The sequence below is a fragment of the Planomonospora corallina genome (genome assembly GCF_042650625.1).
Lineage (GTDB): Bacteria > Actinomycetota > Actinomycetes > Streptosporangiales > Streptosporangiaceae > Planomonospora_B > Planomonospora_B corallina.
Map to the genome: position 1 here is coordinate 666,544 of NZ_JBHSBM010000017.1, position 22,443 is coordinate 688,986.

A 22,443-nucleotide genomic window follows, 5' to 3' on the forward strand; every position below is an offset into this window, starting at 1 on the left:
TTAATTTCTCCCTGTGTCGATCGAATGGGTGAATCGGGCCATCGACGAGCTGCGTGCCTGGGGGCGGGCGCACGGCCGGGACGTGGACGCGGACGAGGTGCGCCTGCTCTGCGACTACGCGAGTGATTACCTCGATGTGAACGACCTGGGTGATTTCACCCAGGTCACCTTCGAGGAACTGCTGCTCGACATCTATCCCCGCAAGGTCATCGCTCCGCCGGAAAGCGCGTCCGAGACGGTCGCGGCCGCCCGGACCCTGGTCGACTTCCTCCTCGAGACCGAGGAGATCGGCGGGAAGATGGCCGCGCGCATGCGCGCGGCCCTGGACCGGATCGAGCCCGAGATGCCGGTCGCCCTGGCCGACACCTCCCGGTTCGGCATGGCCAAGAGCCTGTTCAGCGCGATGGGGGCCGACGCGCTGGAGCAGGACACGTCCCCGCCCGGGGCGTCGTCCGGGGTCCTGCCGGGGCCGCCGCCGCGGTCCGCGCCCGCCGCCCTGACGGCCGCGGAGGAGCGTGGGGGCGAGCCTTGCGGCTGTCCGGGCTGCTCCCCGCTGCCGCCGGTCCGGCTGGCCCCCCGCGAGACGCTGGCCGAGGCCGCGCTCCGGGTCCCGCTGCTGACCGACGCCCGCCGCCTGGTCCAGTGGATGCTGGCCGGCGGGCGCACCCTGGCTCCCGAGGGCGCCCTGCGGGCCGACGACGCGGCCGAGGCCGCCGCCCAGCTCGCCGTGGCGGACCCGGCTTTCCTGTGGGAGGTGGCCGTGCGCACCGGCCTGGTCGAGGTCTCGGGCACGGCCGTCTTCGACGCCGACGACCCCGACCCGCTGGAGGTGTGGGCCGCCGCGGTGCGCTTCGCCGTGGAGGACCGCACCGGCGGGGGCCTCACCGGCGAGCCGCTCCTCGACGAGGAGCTCTACGACCTGCTGGACCTGTTCTACCGGGTACAGGCGCCGCTCCCGCTCCCCGTCGTGCAGGAGTACCTCGACGACGAGCTGGACATGGCCGCCGAGGGCGGGGCGGACCTGGAGGCGCTCGCGCGGCGGCTGGCCTACTGCGGCCTGCTGCAGGCGGGCGAGGGCACGCTGGAGCTGACCCCGCTGGCGGTCTGGGGCCTGCACGAGATCTACGAGGACTTCGAGATCGAGACGCCGGAGCCGCCCGACCTGGCCGGAGCCGACGCGGCCGGCTTGATCGACGGGCTGCTGGCCGGAGTGCTCCCCGACGTGGCCGAGACCGGCATCACCGGCTGGCTGGAGCACAGGACCCCCGCCCAGGCCGCCGCCGAGCTGCTCGGGGCGGCCACGGGCGTCCCCGCCGTCGCCCGGGGGATCGCGGTCACGATCGTGGACCGGCTCGGCGCGGAGGCGGAGGCGGCCGTGCGCGCCTTCCTGGACGACCAGGAGCTGCGCCCGCACGCCGCGCACTGGCTGACCGCGCGCGGGCTGACCGCCCCCGCGCTCACGCCGGACGAGGTGCTGTGGATGAGCGTGGACATGCTCGCCCTGGCCCTGCCGGCGGCCGAGGAGGACCCGGAGACGTTCGCCGAGAACATGGCGGCCTCAGGCCCCCCCTCGCACGTGATCGAGGAGATGTGGCGGGTGGACCACCCCGACGTCGTCGACGTGCTGGAACTGCTCGGCCGCTCCCTGCCGGACCCGAACACCGCCAAGGCCGCGCGCAAGGCGGCCTTCAAGGCGCGTTCCCGCGCGATCGGCTGAGCCGTACATCCGTGGGGCCGGTGTGGAGTAAGTTTCACGGGTGGCAAAGAGCGGGAACACGGGCAACGTCTTCGATCTCGGCGAACTGCGCAGGCTGGTCGACGAGCTGGGCGCCGCGCCCAGGGAGGTCCGGGCGGCCCTCCTCGACGAGGCCGTCGCGGGCGACGCCGGGGCCACCGGAGCCGGGGAGGCCGGGGAGTGCGACTGCCCCGGCTGCGGCGCCGAGGCGCTGAGCTTCCCCCCGGTCGACCTCGCCCCCGCGGACGAGCTCGCCCGGGCCGTGCTCGCCGTCCCGCTGGTGCGCGACGCCGCCCGGCTCGCGGCCTGGACCGGGACCCGCGCGGTCACCTCCGAGCACCTGCTGCCCGACCCCGCCGGCGCGGCCGCCGAGCTCGGTCTGCCCGGCCCCGGCCGGCTCCACCTGCTCTGGGTCGTCGCGGTCAACACCGGCATGCTGCGGATCAGCCGGGGCACGGCCGCGCCGGGGCCGTTCACCCCGGACGGGAGCCTGCCGCCGCAGGCGCTGCTGGAGTTCTGGGACGGCGTGGTGATGGACGTCCTCGACCGCGCCGACGAGAGCCTGACCGGCTCCGCCGTGATCGACGAGCACCTCGCCGAGATGCTCGCGACGCTGTACGCCATGAGCGACGGCCTGGCCCCGGCCACCCTGGTCAAGGGCATCCTCCAGTCGCACGAGGTGGCCTGCGAGGCCCGTCCGGCGCAGATGCGCCTGCTCGCGGCGTCGCTGCCGGGGGAACTGGCGGCCGCGCTCGACCTCCTCGGCTACTGCGGCCTGATCGAGTGGTCGCCCGCGGGCCGGCCCCGGCTGACCCCGCTCGGGGTGTGGGCGGTCCGCCAGGACCTGATCCGAGAGGGCCACGACGCGCCCACCGGCGCGGAGGTCGCGGTCTTCGCCGGCCTGGAGGCGGGCGAGCTCGTCGAGGCGGTCACGGAGGGCTCCGCCGCGCCCAGCGCCGTCACGGTCTGGCTGGAGTCCCGCACCCCCGAGGCCGCCGCCCGCGCGCTGGTCGCCGCGGCCGCCGGCGGCGACGCGGGCCGGCGCGGCGTCGTCAACACGATCCTGGAGGAGCTCGGCCCCGAGGCCGAGGCCCCCGTCCGGGAGGCGCTCGCCGAGCCCTCCCTGTGGCGCTACGCCGCCTCCTGGCTGCACATCCGCGACCTGCCCGCCCCCGCCCTGACGCCCGCCGACAACACCTGGATCGCGGTCGACACGCTCGCCTCGCTGATCCGCCGGGGGAAGGCCCCGGAGGGCCTGGGGGAGTTCGCCGCACTCCAGCCGGGCGAGGACCTGATGCGCATGGTCGAGGAGATGGCCCTCGTCGACCATCCCGACGCGGTGGCGGTGCTGGACATGCTCGGCGCGCACCACGCCGACGCCGCCGTGGCGAAGGCCGCCCGCAAGGCGGCGATGAAGGTCCGCTCCCGGTAGACCCGGCGGAGGGCCTGCGCCGGAGGGAGGCCCGGGACTCCATCGGCGGGCCCGGAGGTTCCGAGGCCCGGAGGTTCCGAGGCCCGGAGGTTCCGAGGCCCGGAGGTTCCGAGGCCCGGTGACAGACGGGCGGTGACCCGCTCACGGGCCGCCAGGACCGCCCGCGCCGCCGGGGGCCTCTAAACTGAGGGGATTCCGTGGAAGGAGCCCTGTTGGCCATTCAGTCAATCCGCCTGTTCGGCGACCCGGTGCTGCGCACCCCGGCGGAGCCGGTGACGGACTTCGACAAGGAGCTGCGCAAGCTCGTCAAGGACCTCACCGACACCATGCTGGACGCGCCCGGAGCGGGTCTCGCCGCGCCGCAGATCGGGGTCGGGCTGCGGGTCTTCACCTACTACGTGGACGACCAGCTCGGGCACCTGATCAACCCGGACCTCGACCTGTCCGACGAGATGGACGAGGAGGGCGAGGAGGGCTGCCTGTCCTTCCCCGGCCTGTCCTACCCGACGCCCCGGGCGATCCGCGCGGTCGCCAAGGGCTTCAACATGCACGGCGAGCCCGTCACCCTGGAGGGCACGGACCTCATGGCCCGCTGCTTCCAGCACGAGACCGACCACCTGGACGGCATCCTGTTCATCGACCGGATGGACCCCGAGCAGCGCAAGCTCGCCAAGAAGGCGATCCGCGAGGCCGAGTGGTTCGGGGCGCAGGCGCCCACGTTCAAGCTCTCCCCGCACGCCACCCACGGGAAGGCTCTGTAGGAACCTTGCGCCTGGTCTTCGCCGGAACCCCGGACACCGCCCTGCCCTCGCTGCGGGCCCTGCTCGACTCGCCGCGCCACGAGGTCGCCGCCGTCGTGACCCGCCCGGACGCCCCGTCGGGCCGGGGCCGCAAGGTCCACCCGAGCCCCGTCGCCGAACTGGCCGAGGAGGTGGGCATCGAGGTCCTCAAGCCCGCCAAGGCGGGTGATCCCGCGTTCCTGGAGCGGCTGCGCCGGATCGGCCCGGACGCCTGCCCCGTGGTCGCCTACGGCGCCCTGCTGCCGCAGGCGGCGCTGGACATCCCGCGCCACGGCTGGATCAACCTCCACTTCTCGGTCCTGCCCGCGTGGCGGGGGGCGGCGCCGGTGCAGCACGCCGTGCTGCACGGCGACGAGATCACCGGCGCGAGCACCTTCCAGATCGTCAAGGAGCTGGACGCGGGACCGGTCTACGGCGTGCTCACCGAGAAGATCCGCGCCACCGACACCAGCGGCGAGCTGCTGGCCCGGCTGGCCGAGTCCGGCGCCGAGCTGCTGCTGGCGACCCTCGACGGGGTCGAGGACGGCGGTCTGGAGGCCAGGCCGCAGCCCGCGGAGGGGGTGAGCCTCGCCCCGAAGATCGGCGTCGAGGACGCCCGGGTCGACTGGACCGCCCCCGCGATGCGGGTGGACCGCCTGGTGCGGGCCTGCACGCCCGCCCCGGGCGCGTGGACCGAGTTCCGCGGCCAGCGGGTCAAGCTCGGCCCCGTACGGCTCGCGCCCGAAGCCCCCGCGCTCGCCCCCGGGCAGATCGCGGCGGGCAAGAACTCCGTTCTGGTCGGCACGGCCACGCACCCGGTGGAGCTGGGCGAGGTGCGCCCCCAGGGCAAGCGCCTGATGACCGCGGGCGAGTGGGCGCGCGGCGTGCGGCCCTCCGACAGCGATCGGCTGGTCTGAGGCGCATGGGTGAGCAGGGAAACGGCGGTGCGCCGCGCGGCGGAGGCCGCGCCGGGGGTTCCGGTGCTTCCGGCGGAGGCCGGGGCGGACACAGCCGGCACGGTGGGCACGGTGGGCGGGGCGGGCACGGCGGGCGCAGTGGGCGCGGCGGCGCGGGCGGGAGCCGGAGCGGTCGTCCGTCCCGCCCGGTCCGCGACGAGGCCCGCAACACCGCCTACGACCTGCTGCGCGCGGTGGACGAGCGGGACGCCTACGCCAACCTGCTGATGCCCGCGCTGCTGCGCGAGCGCGGGCTGTCGGGGCGCGACGCGGGGCTGGCGACCGAGCTGGCCTACGGCACCCTGCGCGGCCTGGGCACCTACGACGAGGTCATCGCCGCCTGCAGCGACCGGGCCCCGGAGGACCTCGACCCGCCGCTGCTGGACGCCCTCCGGCTGGGCGCGCACCAGCTGCTCAAGACCCGGGTGCCCCCGCACGCCGCGGTCGGCACGACCGTCGACCTGGTCCGGCTCCGAGTCGGCGCGGGCCCGGCCAAGTACGCCAACGCGGTGCTCCGCAAGGTCGCCACCCGCTCCCTGGAGCAGTGGCTGCCGATCGTCGCCCCGGATCCGGCGGACGACCCGGCCGGGCACCTGGCCGTGGCGCACAGCCATCCCCGGTGGATCGTCACCGCCCTGCGCGACGCCGTCGGCGGGGACTTCGACGAGACGGCGGCCCTGCTGGCCGCCGACAACGAGCGGCCGCGGGTCACGCTGGTGGCCCGCCCGGGCCGCTGCTCGGTGACGGAGCTGCTCGGCGGGGGCGCGCTGCCGGCCGACTTCTCCCCGTACGCGGCGTATCTGCCCGAGGGAGACCCGGGGGCGATCCCCGCCGTGGCGCAGGGGCGCGCCGCCGTACAGGACGAGGCGAGCCAGCTGGTGGCGCTCGCCCTGACCCGCGTCCCGGTCGAGGGCGGCGACTCCCGCTGGCTCGACGTGTGCGCGGGACCCGGCGGCAAGGCGGGCCTGCTCGACGCGCTCGCCGTCCACGGCGACGAGGCGGGGCGCGCCGTACCCGGTCCGGCGCCGACCGGGTCCGCGGGCGGGCCGGTTCCCTTCCCGGGCGGTGCCCGGCTGCTCGCCGCCGAGCTCCAGCACCACCGGGCCCGCCTGGTCCGGCAGGCCGTCCGGGATGCCGTGGTGGTCACCGCCGACGGCCGGGCGCCCGCCTGGCGGCCCGGCGCCTTCGACCGGGTCATGCTCGACGCCCCCTGCACCGGGCTGGGCGCGCTGCGCCGCCGCCCGGAGGCGCGCTGGCGCCGCGACCCGGGGAGCCTGCCGGAGCTGGGCGCCATCCAGCGCGCCCTGCTCGGCTCCGCTCTCGACGCGGCCCGCCCCGGCGGGGTGGTGGCCTACGTGACCTGTTCACCGCACCTGGCGGAGACGGCCGTCGTGGTCGGCGACGTGCTGAGCCGCCGCGACGACGCCGAGGTCCTGGACGCCCGCGCGTACCTGCCCGAGGTCAAGGGCCTGGGCGAGGGGCCGTACGCCCAGTTCTGGCCGCACCGGCACGGCACCGACGCCATGTTCCTGGCCCTGCTCCGCCGCCGCTGACCGTCCCGGGGGCGGCCTGCTCGCGGAGCGTCTCCGCTCCGCGAGCGGGCGCTCCAGGGGCGCGGGAGCAGGGGATCCCCGTCCGCGGGTGCCGTGGCCGGCCCCGCCGCCCGGGACGCCTCCGAGGGCGTCCCGGGTGACACGGCCTTCCTTTCGGAAAGGGGTGGTCTGGTACGGAGGGCGGAGGGAGGGGGAGGAGCGGCCGCCAATAGACTCGGGGAATCATGGCCGTACAGATCTCACCCAGCATCCTGTCCGCCGACTTCGCCCGCCTCGCCGAGGCGGTCGCGGCGGTGTCCAACGCCGACTGGATCCACGTCGACGTCATGGACAACCACTTCGTGCCCAACCTGACGCTCGGCCTGCCGGTCGTCGAGTCCCTGCTCAAGGCCACGTCCACGCCGCTGGACTGCCACCTGATGATCGAGGACCCGGACCGCTGGGCCCCCGCCTACGCCGAGGCCGGGGCGGGCAGCGTGACCGTGCACGCCGAGGCCGCCAGAGCGCCGGTCCGCACGCTGCGCCAGATCCGCGCGGCCGGGGCCCGCTCGGGGTTCGCGCTGAACCCGGCCACGCCGGTCGAGCCGTACGAGGACCTGCTCGGCGAGATCGACATGCTGCTGCTGATGACCGTCGAGCCCGGCTTCGGGGGACAGAAGTTCCTCGACGTGGTGCTGCCGAAGATCCGCCGGACCCGTGCGCTCGTCGAGCGGCACGGCGGCGAGATCTGGCTCCAGGTGGACGGCGGTGTCTCGGCGGAGACCATCGAGCGGTGCGCGGAGGCGGGAGCCGACGTCTTCGTGGCGGGCAACGCCGTCTACGGCGCCGACGACCCGGCCCGCGCGGTGGACGAGCTGCGGGCGCTGGCCGCCAAGGTCTGACGGGCCCGCGCGTCCCGGCTCCGGGGCGCCCCGGCCGCCGCCTCCCTCTCCTCGCCCGGCCGGTGCCGGGAATCTGGCGGTTCTGGTACGCATCGCCCGCGGCGGGTAGGGTAACCAATCACTTACGAGGGAGGTGGGCCATGGACCACGGACTCTTCGGACCGGGCTCGGTGACCTGGCGGGTGATGGGGGAGCCGATCCTGCTGGTCGGCGGATTCCGGGCGCTGCTCATGCAAGGACTGCACCCGAAGGCGATGCGCGGGGTCGTGCAGAACTCCGCGCTGATGGATCCCGGCGAGGCGTGGGGCCGCTTCCAGCGGACCACCGAGTTCGTCCGGGTGCGCACGTACGGCACGCTGGCGGAGGTCGAGCGGGCCGGCGCCCGGGTCAGGAAGATCCACGCCACCCTCAGCGCCGTCGACCCGGACACCGGGGAGCGCTTCCACCTGGACGACCCCGAGGCGCTGCGCTGGGTCCACGTCGGCGAGGTCGACTCCTACCTGTCGGTGGCCCGCCGTGCCGGCGTGCCCCTGACCGACGCCGAGGCCGACCGGTTCGTGGCCGAGTGGCGCCGCGCGGCCGAGGTCGTCGGGCTCGAGCCCGGCGACGTGCCGGGCTCGGTCGGTGAGATGCGCGACTACATCCGCAGCCGCCGCCCGGGCCTGCGCTTCGTCCCGGAGGCCCCGCACCCGCTCCGCCAGGCGCTCAACGCCCCCCTGCCGCGGTTCCTGTTCCCGCTCAAGCCGGTCTTCCCGGGGTTCGTCCTGTTCGCCTTCGGCACGCTGCCCCGCTGGGCCCGCAGGCTGTACGGCCTGCCCGCCACGCCGCTCGAGGACCTGTGGACGACCGCCGCGCTCCGGACCCTGCAGGCGGGGATCGGCCTGGTGCCCGCGCCCGTCCGGTACGCCCCGGACGCCCGCCGGGCCCGCAGGCTCAGCGCGGCCTGACCTCGCGCCCGCCGCAGGCCCGGCTCGGTGCGGACCGGGACCCGGCACGTCCCGGCGCCGCCCTCGGGTGCGTGCCGGGAGCCCCGCCGTCTCACTGAGTGGAGGGGGGTCCCGCCCGCTTTGCGGGGCATGGCACACTGATGTACGGGACCCGTCTCGTCGTGAGGCGGCGTACCCGAGAAGAGAGCAGCGTGCTCCGGGGTCGGTGAAACTCCGAACCGGCGGTTACAGTCCGCGACCCGGCCGAATCCATCGGCCGGTTGACCCGGTGGAATTCCGGGACCGACGGTTAAAGTCCGGATGGGAGGAAGCGCGCGAGCGGACAGTGCCGTCCAGGCACCCTCCGCTGACGGACCCGTGGAGTCCGTCGCCCCCGGGGCCCGCCGTGGCAGGAAGCTACTGGCGAGTAGGAGGCCCCCCGGATGTTCACCGGAATCGTCGAGGAACTCGGCGAGGTGGCGGCGATCGAGCCGCTCAAAGACGCCGCGCGGATCGCGATCCGCGGCAGGACCGTCACCGCGGACGCCCGCCACGGTGACTCGATAGCGGTCAACGGCGTCTGCCTGACCGTGGTCGGCGTCGACGGCGAGGTGTTCACCGCCGACGTCATGAAGGAGACCCTGGACCGCAGCAGCCTGGGCGTGCTGCGCCCCGGCTCCCCGGTCAACCTGGAGCGCGCCGTCCGCGCCGACGCGCGCCTGGGCGGGCACATCGTGCAGGGCCACGTGGACGGCACCGGCGTGCTGCTGTCGCGGGAGCCCGGCGAGCACTGGGAGATCGTGCGGATCTCGCTCCCGGCGGAGCTGGGCCGCTACGTGGTGGAGAAGGGCTCCATCGCGGTGGACGGCGTCAGCCTGACCGTGGTGGGGGTCGACGGCGACGCGTTCTCGGTCAGCCTGATCCCCACCACCCTGGACCTCACCACCCTCGGCGGCAAGCGGCCCGGAGACCCGGTGAACCTCGAGGTCGACGTGATCGCCAAGTACGTGGAGCGGCTCGCCGGCGCCTACGCTCCGGGAGGCCGGGCATGAACTGGGCGCAGGCGGGATTCGAGCTGTTCGGGGTCAAGGTCCTCTGGACCGACCTGGTGGGCAACGTGGCCGCGCTGGCCACCGTGCTGCTGGCCATCCGCAAGTCGATCTGGACCTGGCCGGTGCAGCTCACCGGCGCGGTGCTGCTGCTGATCGCCTCGATCAGCGCGCACATCACCGGCAACGCCCTCAAGCAGGTGATGTTCGGCGGGCTGGCCCTGTACGGCTGGTGGAAGTGGTCGCGCGGCACCTCCGGCGGCCAGGAGCTGGCCGTGCGGCCCGCGACCGGGCGCGAGCGGCTCGCGCTGGTCGCGGCCATGATCGCGGGCACCGCCGTGGTGGCCGTGCTGTTCTACGTGTTCAAGCTGTCGTGGGGCGTGCACACCCCGGGCACCAAGGGCTACCTGCTGGTCGCCGCCGACGCCTACATCTTCGTCGGCAGCGCCGTGGCCACCTGGGCGCAGGGCCGGGCGCTGGTCGACTTCTGGCTCATCTGGGTCGCGGTGGACCTGGTCGGCGTGCCGCTGGCCTTCAGCTCCGGCCTGGTCGTGTCCGGAGCCGTCTACGGGATCTTCTTCGTGCTGGTCCTCGTCGGATTCGCCAACTGGCTCAAGGAGTACCGCCTGCGGGCCGTGCTCGTCCCCAAGGAGGCCATGTGAGCATGCTGGACCCCATCGAGCGGGCGATCGCCGACATCCGCGACGGCAAGCCCGTCGTCGTCGTGGACGACGAGAACCGCGAGAACGAGGGCGACATCATCTTCGCCGCGGCCAGGGCCACGCCGGAGCTGCTCGCCTTCACCATCCGGCACACCAGCGGCGTCATCTGCGTCTCGATGACCGGCGAGGACCTCGACCGGCTCGGCCTGCCGCTGATGGTCCACGAGAACCGCGAGCGCATGCGCACGGCCTACACGATCAGCGTGGACGCCCGCGACGGGGTGACCACCGGCATCTCGTCCGCGGACCGGGCCCGGACCATCCGCACCCTGTGCGACTCGGCGACCGAGCCGTTCGAGCTGGTCCGTCCCGGCCACGTCTTCCCGCTCCGCTACCGGGAGGGCGGCGTGCTGGTCCGGCGCGGCCACACCGAGGCGGCCGTGGACCTGGCCCGGCTGGCCGGGCTGGCCCCGGCGGGCGCCCTGGCCGAAGTCGTCAACGACGACGGGACGATGAAGCGCCTGCCGGAGCTGCGGGAGTTCTGCGACGAGCACGACCTGGCGCTGGTCTCCATCGAGCAGCTGGCGGAGTTCCGGCGCAGGACCGAGCGCATGGTGACCCGGGTCGCCGAGACCCGCATCCCGAACGCCTACGGGGTCTGGCGCGCCTACGGCTACGCCAGCGCGCTGGACGGCGGCGAGCACCTCGCCCTGGTCTACGGCGACCTCGGCGACGGCGAGAACATCCTGGTCCGGGCGCACTCCGAGTGCCTGACCGGGGACGTGCTCGGCTCGCTGCGCTGCGACTGCGGGGTGCAGCTCGACCACGCGATGGCCGAGATCGCCGCGGAGGGGCGCGGGGTGGTGGTCTACCTGCGCGGGCACGAGGGGCGAGGCATCGGGCTGCTGGCCAAGCTGCGGGCGTACGGCCTGCAGGACAACGGCAGCGACACCGTCGACGCCAACCTGGAGCTCGGGCTGCCGGTGGACGCCCGGGAGTTCTCCAACGCCGGGCAGATCCTCGCCGACCTGGGCGTGAAGTCGGTGCGGCTGCTGACCAACAACCCCGCCAAGCTGCGGGGCATGGACGGCTACGGCGTCAAGGTGCTCGGCCGCGCGCCGATGCCGGCGGCGGTGAACCCGTACAACGAGCGGTACCTGGCGGCCAAGCGCGACCGCCTCGGGCACGACATCCACGAGGAGACCGAGGTCGCATGAGCCGCCCGGTCATCGACGGCAGGAGGGGCACCGATGAGTGGTGAGGGACGTCCGGCGGCGGAGGCGGTCGACGCCGGAGGACTGACGGTCGGGATCGTGGCCGCCCGCTGGCACGAGAAGATCACCGATCGGCTGGTGGAGCGGGCCGTGCGGGCCGCCCGGGACAGCGGCGCGGCCGCGACCGTGGTCCGGGTGGCCGGGTCCCTGGAGATCCCCGTGGTCGCCCAGGCCCTGGCCCGGCGCTGCGACGCGGTGGTGGCGCTGGGCGCGGTGATCCGCGGTGAGACCGCCCACTTCGACTACGTCTGCGACTCGGTGACCTCGGGCCTGACCCGGGTCTCCCTCGACGAGGGGACCCCCGTCGGGAACGGGGTGCTGACCTGCGACTCGCTGGACCAGGCGCTGGACCGGGCGGGCCTGCCGGGCAGCCACGAGGACAAGGGGTACGAGGCCACCGTCGCCGCGCTGGAGACGGCGGTGCTCCTGCGCGACCTGCGGGGCTGAGCCGCACGCCGGGGCGGGCGGTGCGGCCGGCCACGGGCCCCCACCGCCCCCACCGCCCCCACCGCCCTCACCGGGGCCGAGCCGCGCGCGGGGGCGGGCGGGGCGTGCGGTAGGTTGCGACCGCGGGCGCCCGCCCCGCCCGGCGCGCCCGCCGCCGTCGCCCCGACCGGACTCCGCACAGGGAAAGTGATCGTCGATTGAGCCCCGAGAACGTCCCGCCGCCCGATCTGCCCGTCGTGTGGCGGCCGCAGAAGGGACGGATCGTGGCCTACGGCTTCGCCGCTCTGATCATGCTGGGAGCGGTGCTGATGGCGGTCTTCCTGCCGGAGCCGTTCCAGATCGCCGACCGGATCGCGGTGGTCGCGCTGGCCGGGCTGGTCGCCTGGGTGCTGCACCTGCTGGGCCGGTGCCGGGTGGAGGCGGACGAGCGGGGGATCACCCTGGTCAACGCGCTGCGGGTGCACCGCCACGAATGGCCCGAGGTGCTGGCGGTCACGCTGGTGGAGGGCGAGCCCTGGGCGAAGATCGACTTCGCCGACGGGACGACCGTCGGGGCCATGGGGCTGCAGGGCTCGGAGAAGGACCGCACCGTGCGCCAGGTCCGCGAGCTGGCCGCGCTCATCCGTGAGCGGGCGGAGGCCAGGGAGAACGACTGACCCGCGGCGGGCCGGATCCGCCGCGCCCGCCGTGGCCGGGGCCCGCGCTCCCGCGGCACGTGCCCCGAACCCTGTGTCCCGTGCCCCGAACCCTGTGTCCCGCGCCTCCGGAGGGACGCGCGGCCGGCGACCCGGACGCGGGCCGGCTCAGGTCTCCTCGGAGAAGCGCTCCGTGCCGTCGGTGTCGCCCGCGACGAGCAGGGTGTCGCCGGAGCCGATGACGGTCTCGGATGTGGCGTAGGTGAACTTCGCCCCGGGCTTCTTGACCGCCACCACGGTGACGCCGTACTCCGTGCGGATGCGCAGGCCGCCCAGCGTCCGCCCGGCGGCCCAGCCGGGGGCCTTGGTCTTGACCAGCGCGTAATCCTCCTCGACCTCGATGTAGTCGAGCATCCGCCCGGTGACCAGGTGCGCGACCCGCTCACCCATGTCGGCCTCGGGCTGGACCACGTGGTGGGCGCCCACCCGCTCCAGGATCCGGGCGTGCTGGCGGCTGATCGCCTTGGCCCAGATGTCGGGCACGGCGAGGTCGGTCAGGATCGAGGTGGTCAGGATGCTCGACTCGATGTTGGTGCCGATGCCGACCACCACCCGGCCGAACTCGGCCAGGCCCAGCTGCCGCAGCGCCTCGGGGTCGGTGGAGTCGGCGCAGACGACGTGGGTGAGCCTGGCGGAGAACTCCTGCACGTTCCGGGCGTCGCTGTCCACGCCGAGCACCTCGACGTCGCGCCGGATGAGCTCGTCGGCGAGCGCTCCGCCGAACCGGCCGAGGCCGATGACCGCCACGGCGTCGCCGCGGTCGCCGCGGTTCTTCTTGTCAGCCAACGAGGGGACGCTCCTCCGGATAGCGGAACCTGCGGGTCTGCACGCGCAGCGCGAGCGCGGTGCCGAGGGTGGCCGGGCCGAGCCGCCCGATGAACATCAGGACGGTCAGGACCAGGTGCCCCCCGGCGCCGACATCGGCGGTGATCCCTGTGGAGAGCCCGACGGTGCCGAACGCGGAGACCACTTCGAAGAGTACGCGGTCGAGCGGGAACGGTGTGATCATCATCATGGTGAGCGTGCCGGCGACCACGGCGGCGACGCTGACCAGCGCGATGGCGAGGGCCTGGCGCTGCAGGTGCTCGGGGATACGGCGGCGGCCCGCCGTGACGTCGGGCTCGCCGCGGAGCTCGGCCAGGATGACGTAGCCGAGCAGCGCGAAGGTCGTCACCTTGATGCCGCCGCCGGTGCTGGCGCTGCCCGCCCCGATGAACATCAGCACGTCGCTGATCAGCCAGGAGTTCTCGTGCATCTGGGAGGTGTCGACCGAGTTCAGGCCGCCGCTGCGGGTCATCGCACTGTGGAAGAACCCGGCCAGGATCCGCAGGCCCGGCGGGAGCGGGCCGAAGGTCGCGGGATTGGTCCACTCCGAGACCGTGATGGCCACCGCGCCGCCGAACAGCAGGATCGCGGTCATGCCCAGCGTCAGCTTGGCGTGCAGCGACCATCGGGAGGGGTGCCGCCAGTGCCGCCGCAGGGCGATGTAGACGGGGAAGCCCAGGCCGCCGATGACCACGGTCAGCGCCAGCGGCAGGCAGACCCACACGTCGCGCACGAACCGCGTCACGCTGTCCGGCCAGAGCGCGAACCCGGCGTTGGTGAACGCCGAGACCGCGTGGAAGACCCCGTGGTAGGCGGCGCGGCCGAGCGGCTCGCCGTACGCGGTCACGAAGCGGGTGGTGAGGATCGCGGCCGTGACCGCCTCCACCACCAGCGTGACCTTGGCGACGCCGACGAGCACCCGGCGGATCTCGCCCGGGCCCAGGCTCTGGGTCTCGGCCTGGGTGGAGAGTCGCGCGCGCAGCCCCAGCTTGCCGGAGACGAGCAGCGCCAGGATCGAGGCGAGCGACATGATCCCGAAGCCGCCGATCTGCATCAGCACCAGGATCACGGTCTCGCCGAAGACCGTCCAGTGCCCGGCCGTGTCCACCGCGGCGAGACCGGTGACGCACACCGCCGAGGTCGCGGTGAACAGCGCCGAGGTCCACGACGTCTCCTCGCCCTCGGCGACCGCGACGGGCAGGGAGAGCAGCGCCGTACCCGTCAGGACCGCCGCGAGGAACGCGAAGACGACCACTCTCGACGGCGAGTTGACCTGCCGTGCCGGATAGCTCACCGGGAGAGGATATCGGCGCGCCGCGGCGGCGGTCCGCCCGGCGGACCCGTGACGCGCCCCTGGATTCCTCCCTTCCCCGGCGCGTACGCTGAGCCGATGGGGCGGTGGACGGACACGGCATGACAGACGCAGCGTCCGGCCTCGCCTCGCCCGGGCGGCTCGCCGAGCTGCTCGACCGGCGGGACTACCTGGCGGACGAGGGACTGGCCACGGTCGCGTTCCTCGCGCTGCGGATGGGCCGGCCGCTGTTCCTGGAGGGCGAGGCGGGCGTCGGCAAGACCGAGCTGGCGAAGGCCCTCGCCGCCGTGCTGGAGGCGCCGCTGATCCGCCTGCAGTGCTACGAGGGGCTGGAGGGCTCCCAGGCCCTCTACGACTGGGACTTCGCCCGCCAGCTGCTCCACCTGAAGGCCGCCGAGGCGAGCGGGACCGCCGACGCGGCCCGGCTGGAGGACGAGGTCCACGACCGGCGCTTCCTGGTCGCCCGGCCGCTGCTGCGGGCGGTCGAGACCCAGCCCAGCGTGCTGCTCGTCGACGAGATCGACCGGGCGGACGTGGAGTTCGAGGCGATGCTGCTGGAGGTCCTGTCCGACTTCGCGATCACGATCCCGGAGCTCGGCACGGTCCGCGCCCGCACGCCGCCGGTGGTGGTGCTGACCTCCAACCGCACCCGCGAGGTGCACGACGCGCTCAAACGCCGCTGCCTCTACCACTGGCTGGAGCACCCCTCGTTCGAACGGGAGGTGGAGATCCTGACACGCCGGCTGCCCGGGTGCTCCCGCGCCCTCGCCGAGCAGGTCGCCGCCGCGGCCGGGCGGCTGCGCGGGGTGGGACTCGTCAAACCGCCCGGGATCGCCGAGACCCTCGACTGGACCGAGGCCCTGCTCGCCCTGGGCGCCCGGGAGCTGGACCCCGGCCCGGCCGCGGCCGCGCTGGGCGCGCTGCTCAAACACCGCGAGGACCACGAGGCGGTGCTCGGGAACGGGTTCCTCGATGGCCTGGGCGGCTGACGTGCCCGGCCCACGCCCGGGCGGGCGGGGGCCCGCCCGCCCGGGCACGGGCCGGACGGAGCCGGAGCCGGCGAGCACGGGCCCGGGGGGTGGAGGGCGGACGGAGCGGGAGATCGTCGGGGTCATGACGGGGTTCGCCCGGGCGCTGCGGGCCGCCGGGGTCCCCGCCGACCACGAGCGCACCCGGAGCCTGCTGCGGGCCCTGGCCCACCTGGACGCCGCCCGCCCCGGCGACGTCTACTGGGCGGGCCGCGCCACCCTGTGCGCCCGCGCCGACGACCTGCCCCGCTACGACCGGGTCTTCCGCGCCTACTTCGGGGGGCTGCGCGCGGGCCGCGGGCGGCCGGCGACGGCCACCGTCACCCGGTACGCGGCCCCGCTGGCCGGCTCCGGCGGCGCGGCGGGCGAGGAGCCGCCGCAGGCGGCCGGGGCGAGCGCGGCGGAGGTGCTGCGCACCCGCGACGTGGCGCGGATGAGCGCGGCCGAGCTGGCCGAGGCGCACCGGCTGCTCGCCCTGCTCCGGGCCGGGCGCGAGCGGCGCGCGTCGCGGCGCCTGCGCCCGGCCCGGCGGGGCCGGCTCGACGTCCGGCGGACGGTCCGCGAGGCGCTGCGCAGGGGAGGGGAGACCGCCCGGCTGCACCGCCGCGCCCGCCGCACCAGGCCCCGCCGGGTCGTGCTGCTGGTGGACGTCAGCGGCTCCATGAGCCCCTACGCCGACACGCTGCTCCGCCTGGCCCACGCGCTGGTCGCCTCCTCGCCGCACGCCACCGAGGCGTTCAGCGTCGGCACCCGGCTCACCCGGCTCACCGCCGAGCTGCGCCACCGCGACCCGGAGGCGGCGATGGCGGCCGTCTCGCGTGCCGTCCCCGACTGGCGCGGCGGGACCCGGCTCGGTGAGGAGCTGCGGGAGCTGCTGCGCGGCGGCGACGCCCGGGGCGCGACCGTGGTGATCGCCTCCGACGGCTGGGAGCGCGGCGACGCCTCACTGCTGGCCGCGCAGATGGCCAGGCTCTCCCGGACCGCGCACCGGGTGATCTGGGTCAACCCGCACAAGGGCCGGGCGGGCTACCGGCCGCTCACCGCCGGGATGCGCGCGGCCTGGCCGTACATCGACGACTTCGTGGCCGGGCACAGCCTGGCCGCCTACGAGGAGCTGGCCCGGCTGCTGGGAGGCGCCCGTGCGTGACGTGCTGTCGCAGATCCTGCCGTGGTGGGAGTCCGGCCGGGCCTTCGGCCTGGCCACGGTGGTGGAGACCTTCCGCAGCGCGCCCCGCGCGCCGGGCGCGTCGATGGCCGTGCTCGACGGCCAGGTCGAGGGCAGCGTCTCGGGCGGCTGCGTGGAGGGGGCCGTCTACGAGCTGGCGGGCGAGGTGGTCGCCTCCGGCGCGCCGGTCCTGCAGCGGTACGGCGTGAGCGACGACGACGCCTTCGCCGTCGGCCTGACCTGCGGCGGCGTCCTGGACGTGTTCGTCGAGCGGGTCTCGAGGGAGACCTTCCCCGAGCTGGGGGAGGTCGCCGCCTCCGTGCGCGGGCACGAGCCGGTGGCGGTGGCGACCGTGCTGTCCGGGCCGGGGCGCGCCGGGGCCCGCCGGGTCGTCTGGGCCGACCGCTCGTCGGGCTCGCTCGGCCCCGCCCGGCTCGACGAGGCGGTCGACGACGACGTGCGGGGCATGCTCGCGCAAGGGCTCACCGGCGTCCGCAGGTACGGCGCGCACGGCGAGCGGCGCCTGGACGAGCTGGCCGTCTTCGTGCACTCCTTCGCCCCGCCGCCCCGCATGCTGGTCTTCGGCGCGATCGACTTCGCCGCCGCGGTGGCGCGGATCGGCAAGTTCCTCGGCTACCACGTGGTGGTCTGCGACGCCCGGCCGGTCTTCGCCACCGCCAGGCGCTTCCCCGGGGCCGACGAGGTGGTGGTCAGGTGGCCGCACGACTACCTGACCTCGGCCGCCGTGGACGAGCGGACCGTCATCTGCGTGCTCACCCACGACCCCAAGTTCGACGTGCCGCTGCTGGAGGTGGCGCTGCGCACCCGGGCGGGCTACGTCGGCGCGATGGGCTCGCGCCGCACGCACGCCGACCGGATGGAGCGGCTGCGCCGGGCGGGGCTGACGCAGGAGGAACTGGCGCGGCTGCGCTCGCCGATCGGCCTGGACCTGGGCGCCCGGACCCCGGAGGAGACCGCGGTCTCCATCGCCGCCGAGCTGGTCCAGCTGCGCTGGGGCGGCTCCGGGCGGCCGCTCACCGGTGGGACGGGCCGCATCCACGGCGAGGGCCCGTGAGCGGGCCGGGCACGCGGCGGCGGGGTCCGGCGGCGGACCGGGGATGCGCGGGGCTGCTGCTGGCGGCGGGGGCGGGCACGCGCCTCGGCGGGCCGAAGGCGGTGCTGGAGTTCGGCGGGGAGCGGCTGGTGGACCGGGGGGTCCGGGCACTGCGCGACGGCGGCTGCCACCCGGTGGTGGTGGTGCTCGGCGCCGCGGCCGTCCAGGTGCGCGGGGCGGTGACCGTGCACAATCCCGGCTGGAGCTCCGGGATGGGCTCCTCGCTCCGGGCCGGTCTGGACGCGCTCCCGCCGGAGGCCGGCCAGGTGGTGGTGGCGCTGGTGGACCAGCCGTTCGTGGGGCCGGAGGCGGTCGGGCGGCTGGTGCGGGCGGGGCGGGAGGGCGCGCGGGTCGCGGTGGCCACCTACGGCGGCGCGCGGCGCAACCCGGTGCTGATCGGCCGGGAGCACTTCGCCGAGGTCGCGCGGCTCGCGGTGGGCGACGTCGGCGCCCGGCCGTTCCTGCGGGCCCATCCCGGGCTGGTCACCGAGGTGCCCTGCGACGGCCTGGGCGACCCGGCCGACATCGACACCCCCGCCGACCTGGCGCGGCTGTCGGGGCGGTCGCCGTAGGCCCCGGGCCGCGACCGCCGGCGCCGCGGTCAGCGCAGCAGGCGCAGCGACGCGACGGCGGCGCGGTGGTCGCTGCCGACGGCGGGTTCGACGCCCGCCTCGGTCGCGGTCAGGCCCCGGTAGAGGATGTGGTCGGGCCGGGTGACGGGGAACGACGCCGGCCAGGTGAAGCCGAACCCGCTCCCCGCCTCCTGCTGGGCGTCGGTGAGCGGCGGCACCAGGTGGTCGCGCTTGCGGTCGGTGGTGGCGGTGTTGAGGTCGCCGAGGAGCAGCAGGCGCTCGCTGTCGTCGGCGTCGACGAGCCTCCGGGCGTGGACGAGGGTCCGGTCGCGCTGGGCGGTCTCGCCGGGCCGGGCGGAGGCGAGGTGCACGACGTAGACGGTGACCCGCCCGCCGGGGGTCTCCACCACGGCCCGCAGCGCCCGCACCCAGTCCAGGCCGATGTCGGCCTTGCCGTGCTCGACGATGGGGAAGCGGCTCCACAACCCGACCGTGCTGATCTGCACCCTGTGCGGGAAGAGGGCGCCGAGCTCCCTGGCGGCCGGCCCGCCCGGGGTCAGCTCCTGGGCGGCGAACAGGTCGCGGCCCCGGGCGACGTCCCGCACGGCCAGCCCGGAGGCGTCGTTGGTCACGCCCACGTTGAGGGTGGCGACCGACAGGTCGCTCGGGCCGCCCGGAGGGGTGCGGAGCAGGGCGGGGCCGAACATGGCCCCCCACACCGCGGCCGGCGCCAGCACCGAGACCGCCGCGGCCCGGGACCGGGCCAGCAGGGCGCCGAGCAGCAGCACGGGGACGGCGGCCCCCAGCCAGGGCAGCAGGCTCTCCAGCACGGGCGTGAACCCGCCGAGCTCCGGCAGCAGCCGGTGCCCGCCGAGCACGAGGGCCAGCAGCACCGCCACCGCGACGATCACCCGTCCCAGCACACCGCTCCTCGTCGTCCGTCGCCCGGCCGGCGTCCCCATGCCCCGGAACGCGTAGGGTACTCGTCCCGCGCGCGGGGGTTCCAACCGCCGGAACCCGGGGTGTCCGGGGCCGTCCGGGAGGCGTACGGGGAGCGGGACCCGCGCGGTCCCCCGCGGAGGACTCCGGGTTCCCGCGCGGGAACGGTTGGTGAGCGGGGCCGGAGTCGATAGCCTTTGTTGCGGACACAACGGAACAACATTCGGTTTCGTCGGCGCGTACGGAAGGACGACCACACGATGCGCATCGGTATGGCCCTGAACTACTCGGGGGGCTTCAAGGAGACGGTGGCCGAACTGGCCGACTACGAGAAGGCCGGTCTCGACATCGTCTTCGTCGCCGAGGCCTACAGCTTCGACGCGGTCAGCCAGATGGGCTACATCGCGGCCAAGACCGAGCGGCTGCAGATCGCCTCGGGCATCCTGCCGGTCTACTCCCGGACCCCGACCCTGCTGGCGATGACCGCCGCCGGCATGGACTACGTCTCCGACGGCCGCTTCACCCTCGGCCTCGGCGCCTCCGGCCCGCAGGTCATCGAGGGCTTCCACGGCGTGCCGTACACCGCGCCGCTCGGCCGCACCCGCGAGGTCATCGAGATCTGCCGGCAGGTCTGGAAGCGCGAGCGCGTCACCTACGAGGGCAAGCACTACACGGTCCCGCTCCCCGCCGACCAGGGCACCGGCCTCGGCAAGCCGCTGAAGCTCATCAACCACCCGGTCCGCGAGCGCATCCCCGTCGTGATCGCCGCCATCGGCCCCAAGAACGTCGAGCTCGCCGCGGAGATCGCCGAGGGCTGGGAGCCGATCTTCTACATGCCGGAGAAGGCCGCCGACGTCTGGGGCGCGTCCCTGGCCGCGGGCAGGGCCAAGCGCGCCCCCGAGCTCGGCGAGCTGGACGTCATCGCCCAGGCGAGCCTGGCCATCGGCGACGACGTCTCGGGCTGGCTGGAGCTCGGCCGCCCCATGGCCGCCCTCTACATCGGCGGCATGGGCGCCAAGGGCAAGAACTTCTACAACGACCTGGCCCGCCGCTACGGCTACGAGGAGGAGGCCGAGCAGATCCAGGAGCTCTACCTGTCGGGCAAGAAGGACGAGGCCGCCGCGCTCGTCCCGCAGGAGCTGCTGGAGTCGATGTCGCTGATCGGCTCGGAGGGCTTCGTCCGCGACCGGATCCAGGCGATGCGGGAGTCCGGCGTGACGACCATCAACGTCACCCCGCTCGCCCGCACGCACGAGGAGCGCATCCGGCTCATCGAGAAGGTCCGCGAGCTGGCCTCCTGACCGTACGCCTCTCCTGGCCGTACGCCTCTCCTGGCCGTACGCCTCTCCTGGCCGTACGCGTCTCCGGCCCGCCCCCGTCCCTCCGGGGCGGGTCGTCCGGGGCGGGCCGTCCGGGCCGCGGGAGGGCCCGCCCGCCGTCCCCCTCGCGGGGCCGGGGCGGGCCTTACCGCGTCCGTGTGACCCGGTTCACCGCCGGGTCCGGAATGTCCCCGGCGACGGGGGTGTTCCCATTCCCCGTGAGGTTCTCCGTGGTGCCCGTACGGCTGGTCGAGCGACTGCACGTCGACCTGTGCCGTCTCAACGGCGCCCTCTGTCGCTGAACGCGCCTTCGAGTCCTTTTCCCTGCCCCGCGTGCCGTGTCCGCTCCGGCATGCCCTTTCTCGAAAGTCACGTTCGTGAAGAGATTCTCCTTCTCCCTGCAGCTGCTGCTGGGCCTGGCCGCCGGCGTCGCGCTCGGCCTGGTCGCCCGGTCCACCGAGGCCGCCTGGCTCACCACCACGCTGACCCAGGTCGGCTCGACCTTCGTCCAGCTCCTCAAGCTCGCCGTCCCGCCGCTGGTCTTCACCGCCGTCGTGGTCAGCGTGGCCAACCTGCGCAACGTCAACGGCGCCGCCCGGCTCGCGGGCAAGACGCTCGGCTGGTTCATGGCGACCTCGCTGGCCGCGGTGGCCGCCGCGATCGGCCTCGGCCTGCTGATCGACCCGGGCCGGGGCGTCACCATCGCCCTGGAGGGCGCCAAGGCCGTGGACCTGGAGGGCGCCGGCACCTGGACCGACTTCCTGACCGGCATCGTCCCCACCAACATCGTGACCGCGTTCGCCGAGGTCAAGGTCCTGCAGATCGTCTTCCTGGGGGTCGTGCTCGGCGCCGCCGCGATGGCGGCCGGCGAGAAGGCCGAGCCGTTCCTCGCGTTCAGCCGTTCCGTCCTGGAACTGGTCCAGAAGGCCCTGTGGTGGGTCATCCGGCTGGCCCCGATCGGCACCGCGGGCCTGATCGGCAAGGCCGTGGCCACCTACGGCTGGGACCTGCTGGCCCCGCTGGCCAAGCTCAGCGCGGGGGTCTACATCGGCTGCCTCGCGGTCCTGCTGGTGATCTACCCCCTGCTGCTCTCCCTCGCCGGCCGGGTGAGCCCGCTCACCTTCTACCGCAACGCCTGGCCCGCCATCGAGCTGGCCTTCGTCTCCCGCTCCTCGGTCGGCACCATGCCGCTGACCCAGCGCGTCACCGTCGAGCGCCTCGGCGTCGACCGCGACTACGCCTCCTTCGCGGTGCCGTTCGGCGCCACCACGAAGATGGACGGCTGCGCCGCGGTCTACCCGGCGCTCGCGGCGATCTTCGTGGCCCAGGTCTTCGGCGTCCAGCTCGGCCTCGGCGACTACCTGCTGATCGCCTTCGTCTCCGTGGTCGGCTCCGCCGCCACCGCGGGCCTGACCGGCGCGATCGTGATGCTCACCCTGACCCTGAGCACGCTCGGCCTCCCGCTGGAGGGCGTCGGCCTGCTGCTGGCCATCGACCCGATCCTGGACATGATCCGCACCGCCACCAACGTCGCGGGGCAGATGGTCGTCCCGGTCCTGGTGGCGCGCTCGGAGGGGCGGCTGGACGAGGGCGTGCTGAACGCCCCGCCGCAGGACCTCGACGCCGCTCCCGCCCCCGCCTCCCCGGCGGGCCCGCGGGACGGGACCGCCGGTGCGGCTCCCGAGCCCGCGCTGGTCTGACGCTCCGCCGCGGCACGGCCCACGGCCCGGATCCGGTTCCTCAGCCTGTCCATACTCCATCCGACCTCGGCGTAGTAGGT

The 22,443-nt window shown here is 74.8% G+C and carries 22 protein-coding genes and 1 riboswitch; of the genes, 19 read left to right on the forward strand and 3 right to left on the reverse strand.

From position 1 onward, the window contains the following. Positions 1-13 precede the first annotated feature (13 nt). The 12 genes from ACFOWE_RS16205 to ACFOWE_RS16260 all read left to right on the forward strand — a co-directional run bounded on the left by ACFOWE_RS16205 (position 14) and on the right by ACFOWE_RS16260 (position 12,350). On the forward strand, positions 14-1,717 hold the full coding sequence (locus tag ACFOWE_RS16205; protein ID WP_377288478.1) for a hypothetical protein: 1,704 nt from the start codon (positions 14-16) through the stop codon (positions 1,715-1,717). Positions 1,718-1,757: 40 nt separating this feature from the next. After that, positions 1,758-3,167, forward strand: coding sequence for a hypothetical protein (locus tag ACFOWE_RS16210; RefSeq protein ID WP_377288480.1), 1,410 nt, complete (start codon positions 1,758-1,760; stop codon positions 3,165-3,167). 212 nt (positions 3,168-3,379) lie between these two features. After that, positions 3,380-3,928: a peptide deformylase gene (gene def / locus ACFOWE_RS16215; RefSeq protein WP_377288481.1), complete on the forward strand. Its 549-nt coding sequence runs from the start codon at positions 3,380-3,382 to the stop codon at positions 3,926-3,928. A gap of 5 nt (positions 3,929-3,933) precedes the next feature. Further along, a complete protein-coding gene (gene fmt / locus ACFOWE_RS16220) occupies positions 3,934-4,863 on the forward strand; it encodes a methionyl-tRNA formyltransferase (RefSeq protein WP_377288483.1) in 930 nt (309 codons plus the stop codon). A gap of 5 nt (positions 4,864-4,868) precedes the next feature. Further along, on the forward strand, positions 4,869-6,455 hold the full coding sequence (locus tag ACFOWE_RS16225; protein ID WP_377288485.1) for an RsmB/NOP family class I SAM-dependent RNA methyltransferase: 1,587 nt from the start codon (positions 4,869-4,871) through the stop codon (positions 6,453-6,455). Between the two features lie 224 nt (positions 6,456-6,679). Further along, positions 6,680-7,336: a ribulose-phosphate 3-epimerase gene (gene rpe / locus ACFOWE_RS16230; RefSeq protein WP_377288486.1), complete on the forward strand. Its 657-nt coding sequence runs from the start codon at positions 6,680-6,682 to the stop codon at positions 7,334-7,336. Positions 7,337-7,476: 140 nt separating this feature from the next. Then, positions 7,477-8,283 (forward strand): oxygenase MpaB family protein, encoded by an 807-nt coding sequence (locus ACFOWE_RS16235; protein ID WP_377288488.1) that lies wholly within the window; start codon positions 7,477-7,479, stop codon positions 8,281-8,283. Between the two features lie 187 nt (positions 8,284-8,470). Continuing rightward, a riboswitch (FMN riboswitch) is annotated at positions 8,471-8,601 on the forward strand. A 104-nt stretch (positions 8,602-8,705) separates the two neighbouring features. Beyond that, complete coding sequence (locus tag ACFOWE_RS16240; protein ID WP_377288490.1) at positions 8,706-9,314, forward strand: riboflavin synthase; 609 nt, start codon at positions 8,706-8,708, stop codon at positions 9,312-9,314. Further along, positions 9,311-9,973 carry a nicotinamide mononucleotide transporter family protein gene (locus tag ACFOWE_RS16245; protein ID WP_377288492.1) on the forward strand — a complete coding sequence of 221 codons (663 nt, stop codon included), beginning with the start codon at positions 9,311-9,313 and terminating at the stop codon, positions 9,971-9,973. The genes ACFOWE_RS16240 and ACFOWE_RS16245 overlap by 4 nt, the downstream gene beginning before the upstream one ends. 2 nt (positions 9,974-9,975) lie before the next feature. Next, positions 9,976-11,190, forward strand: coding sequence for a bifunctional 3,4-dihydroxy-2-butanone-4-phosphate synthase/GTP cyclohydrolase II (locus ACFOWE_RS16250; protein WP_377289159.1), 1,215 nt, complete (start codon positions 9,976-9,978; stop codon positions 11,188-11,190). Between the two features lie 33 nt (positions 11,191-11,223). Next, positions 11,224-11,694, forward strand: a complete 471-nt coding sequence (gene ribH, locus ACFOWE_RS16255; protein ID WP_377288494.1) for a 6,7-dimethyl-8-ribityllumazine synthase — start codon at positions 11,224-11,226, stop codon at positions 11,692-11,694. 197 nt (positions 11,695-11,891) lie between these two features. Continuing rightward, entirely contained in the window at positions 11,892-12,350 is a 459-nt protein-coding gene (locus ACFOWE_RS16260; RefSeq protein ID WP_377288495.1) for a PH domain-containing protein, read from the forward strand. A gap of 147 nt (positions 12,351-12,497) precedes the next feature. Here the strand turns inward: ACFOWE_RS16260 and ACFOWE_RS16265 are convergent, their stop codons facing one another. Both ACFOWE_RS16265 and ACFOWE_RS16270 read right to left on the reverse strand, forming a co-directional pair. Continuing rightward, a complete protein-coding gene (locus ACFOWE_RS16265) occupies positions 12,498-13,175 on the reverse strand; it encodes a potassium channel family protein (RefSeq protein WP_377288496.1) in 678 nt (225 codons plus the stop codon). Beyond that, positions 13,168-14,508, reverse strand: coding sequence for a TrkH family potassium uptake protein (locus ACFOWE_RS16270; protein WP_377288498.1), 1,341 nt, complete (start codon positions 14,506-14,508; stop codon positions 13,168-13,170). Before ACFOWE_RS16270 ends, ACFOWE_RS16265 begins: the two co-directional genes overlap by 8 nt. Before the next feature lie 119 nt (positions 14,509-14,627). Here ACFOWE_RS16270 and ACFOWE_RS16275 point away from each other — a divergent pair, with 119 nt between their 5' ends. From ACFOWE_RS16275 to ACFOWE_RS16290, 4 genes are all read left to right on the forward strand, one after another. Further along, a complete protein-coding gene (locus tag ACFOWE_RS16275; protein ID WP_377288500.1) occupies positions 14,628-15,515 on the forward strand; it encodes an AAA family ATPase in 888 nt (295 codons plus the stop codon). A 124-nt stretch (positions 15,516-15,639) separates the two neighbouring features. Beyond that, a complete protein-coding gene (locus tag ACFOWE_RS16280) occupies positions 15,640-16,701 on the forward strand; it encodes a vWA domain-containing protein (protein WP_377288502.1) in 1,062 nt (353 codons plus the stop codon). Continuing rightward, positions 16,694-17,794, forward strand: a complete 1,101-nt coding sequence (locus ACFOWE_RS16285) for an XdhC family protein (protein WP_377288504.1) — start codon at positions 16,694-16,696, stop codon at positions 17,792-17,794. Before ACFOWE_RS16280 ends, ACFOWE_RS16285 begins: the two co-directional genes overlap by 8 nt. Beyond that, complete coding sequence (locus ACFOWE_RS16290) at positions 17,791-18,405, forward strand: nucleotidyltransferase family protein (protein ID WP_377288506.1); 615 nt, start codon at positions 17,791-17,793, stop codon at positions 18,403-18,405. Before ACFOWE_RS16285 ends, ACFOWE_RS16290 begins: the two co-directional genes overlap by 4 nt. 29 nt (positions 18,406-18,434) lie before the next feature. Here ACFOWE_RS16290 and ACFOWE_RS16295 read toward each other — a convergent pair whose 3' ends face one another. Then, positions 18,435-19,328, reverse strand: coding sequence for an endonuclease/exonuclease/phosphatase family protein (locus tag ACFOWE_RS16295; protein WP_377288508.1), 894 nt, complete (start codon positions 19,326-19,328; stop codon positions 18,435-18,437). A 276-nt stretch (positions 19,329-19,604) separates the two neighbouring features. On the opposite strand from ACFOWE_RS16295, the gene ACFOWE_RS16300 reads away from it, so the two are divergent. The 3 genes from ACFOWE_RS16300 to ACFOWE_RS16310 all read left to right on the forward strand — a co-directional run bounded on the left by ACFOWE_RS16300 (position 19,605) and on the right by ACFOWE_RS16310 (position 22,363). Beyond that, entirely contained in the window at positions 19,605-20,645 is a 1,041-nt protein-coding gene (locus ACFOWE_RS16300; RefSeq protein WP_377288510.1) for an LLM class F420-dependent oxidoreductase, read from the forward strand. A gap of 203 nt (positions 20,646-20,848) precedes the next feature. Further along, a complete protein-coding gene (locus tag ACFOWE_RS16305; RefSeq protein WP_377289161.1) occupies positions 20,849-20,965 on the forward strand; it encodes a putative leader peptide in 117 nt (38 codons plus the stop codon). Between the two features lie 75 nt (positions 20,966-21,040). Beyond that, a complete protein-coding gene (locus tag ACFOWE_RS16310; RefSeq protein WP_377288512.1) occupies positions 21,041-22,363 on the forward strand; it encodes a dicarboxylate/amino acid:cation symporter in 1,323 nt (440 codons plus the stop codon). Positions 22,364-22,443 lie beyond the last annotated feature (80 nt).

What these genes read in the sequence shown, in the direction of transcription:
- ACFOWE_RS16225 (WP_377288485.1), top strand. Translation starts at nt 4,869, where the DNA reads ATGGGTGAGCAGGGAAACGGCGGTGCGCCGCGCGGCGGAGGCCGCGCC.
- rpe (WP_377288486.1), top strand. Translation starts at nt 6,680, where the DNA reads ATGGCCGTACAGATCTCACCCAGCATCCTGTCCGCCGACTTCGCCCGC.
- ACFOWE_RS16235 (WP_377288488.1), top strand. Translation starts at nt 7,477, where the DNA reads ATGGACCACGGACTCTTCGGACCGGGCTCGGTGACCTGGCGGGTGATG.
- ACFOWE_RS16240 (WP_377288490.1), top strand. Translation starts at nt 8,706, where the DNA reads ATGTTCACCGGAATCGTCGAGGAACTCGGCGAGGTGGCGGCGATCGAG.
- ACFOWE_RS16245 (WP_377288492.1), top strand. Translation starts at nt 9,311, where the DNA reads ATGAACTGGGCGCAGGCGGGATTCGAGCTGTTCGGGGTCAAGGTCCTC.
- ACFOWE_RS16250 (WP_377289159.1), top strand. Translation starts at nt 9,976, where the DNA reads ATGCTGGACCCCATCGAGCGGGCGATCGCCGACATCCGCGACGGCAAG.
- ribH (WP_377288494.1), top strand. Translation starts at nt 11,224, where the DNA reads ATGAGTGGTGAGGGACGTCCGGCGGCGGAGGCGGTCGACGCCGGAGGA.
- ACFOWE_RS16275 (WP_377288500.1), top strand. Translation starts at nt 14,628, where the DNA reads ATGACAGACGCAGCGTCCGGCCTCGCCTCGCCCGGGCGGCTCGCCGAG.
- ACFOWE_RS16280 (WP_377288502.1), top strand. Translation starts at nt 15,640, where the DNA reads ATGACGGGGTTCGCCCGGGCGCTGCGGGCCGCCGGGGTCCCCGCCGAC.
- ACFOWE_RS16300 (WP_377288510.1), top strand. Translation starts at nt 19,605, where the DNA reads ATGCGCATCGGTATGGCCCTGAACTACTCGGGGGGCTTCAAGGAGACG.
- ACFOWE_RS16305 (WP_377289161.1), top strand. Translation starts at nt 20,849, where the DNA reads ATGTCCCCGGCGACGGGGGTGTTCCCATTCCCCGTGAGGTTCTCCGTG.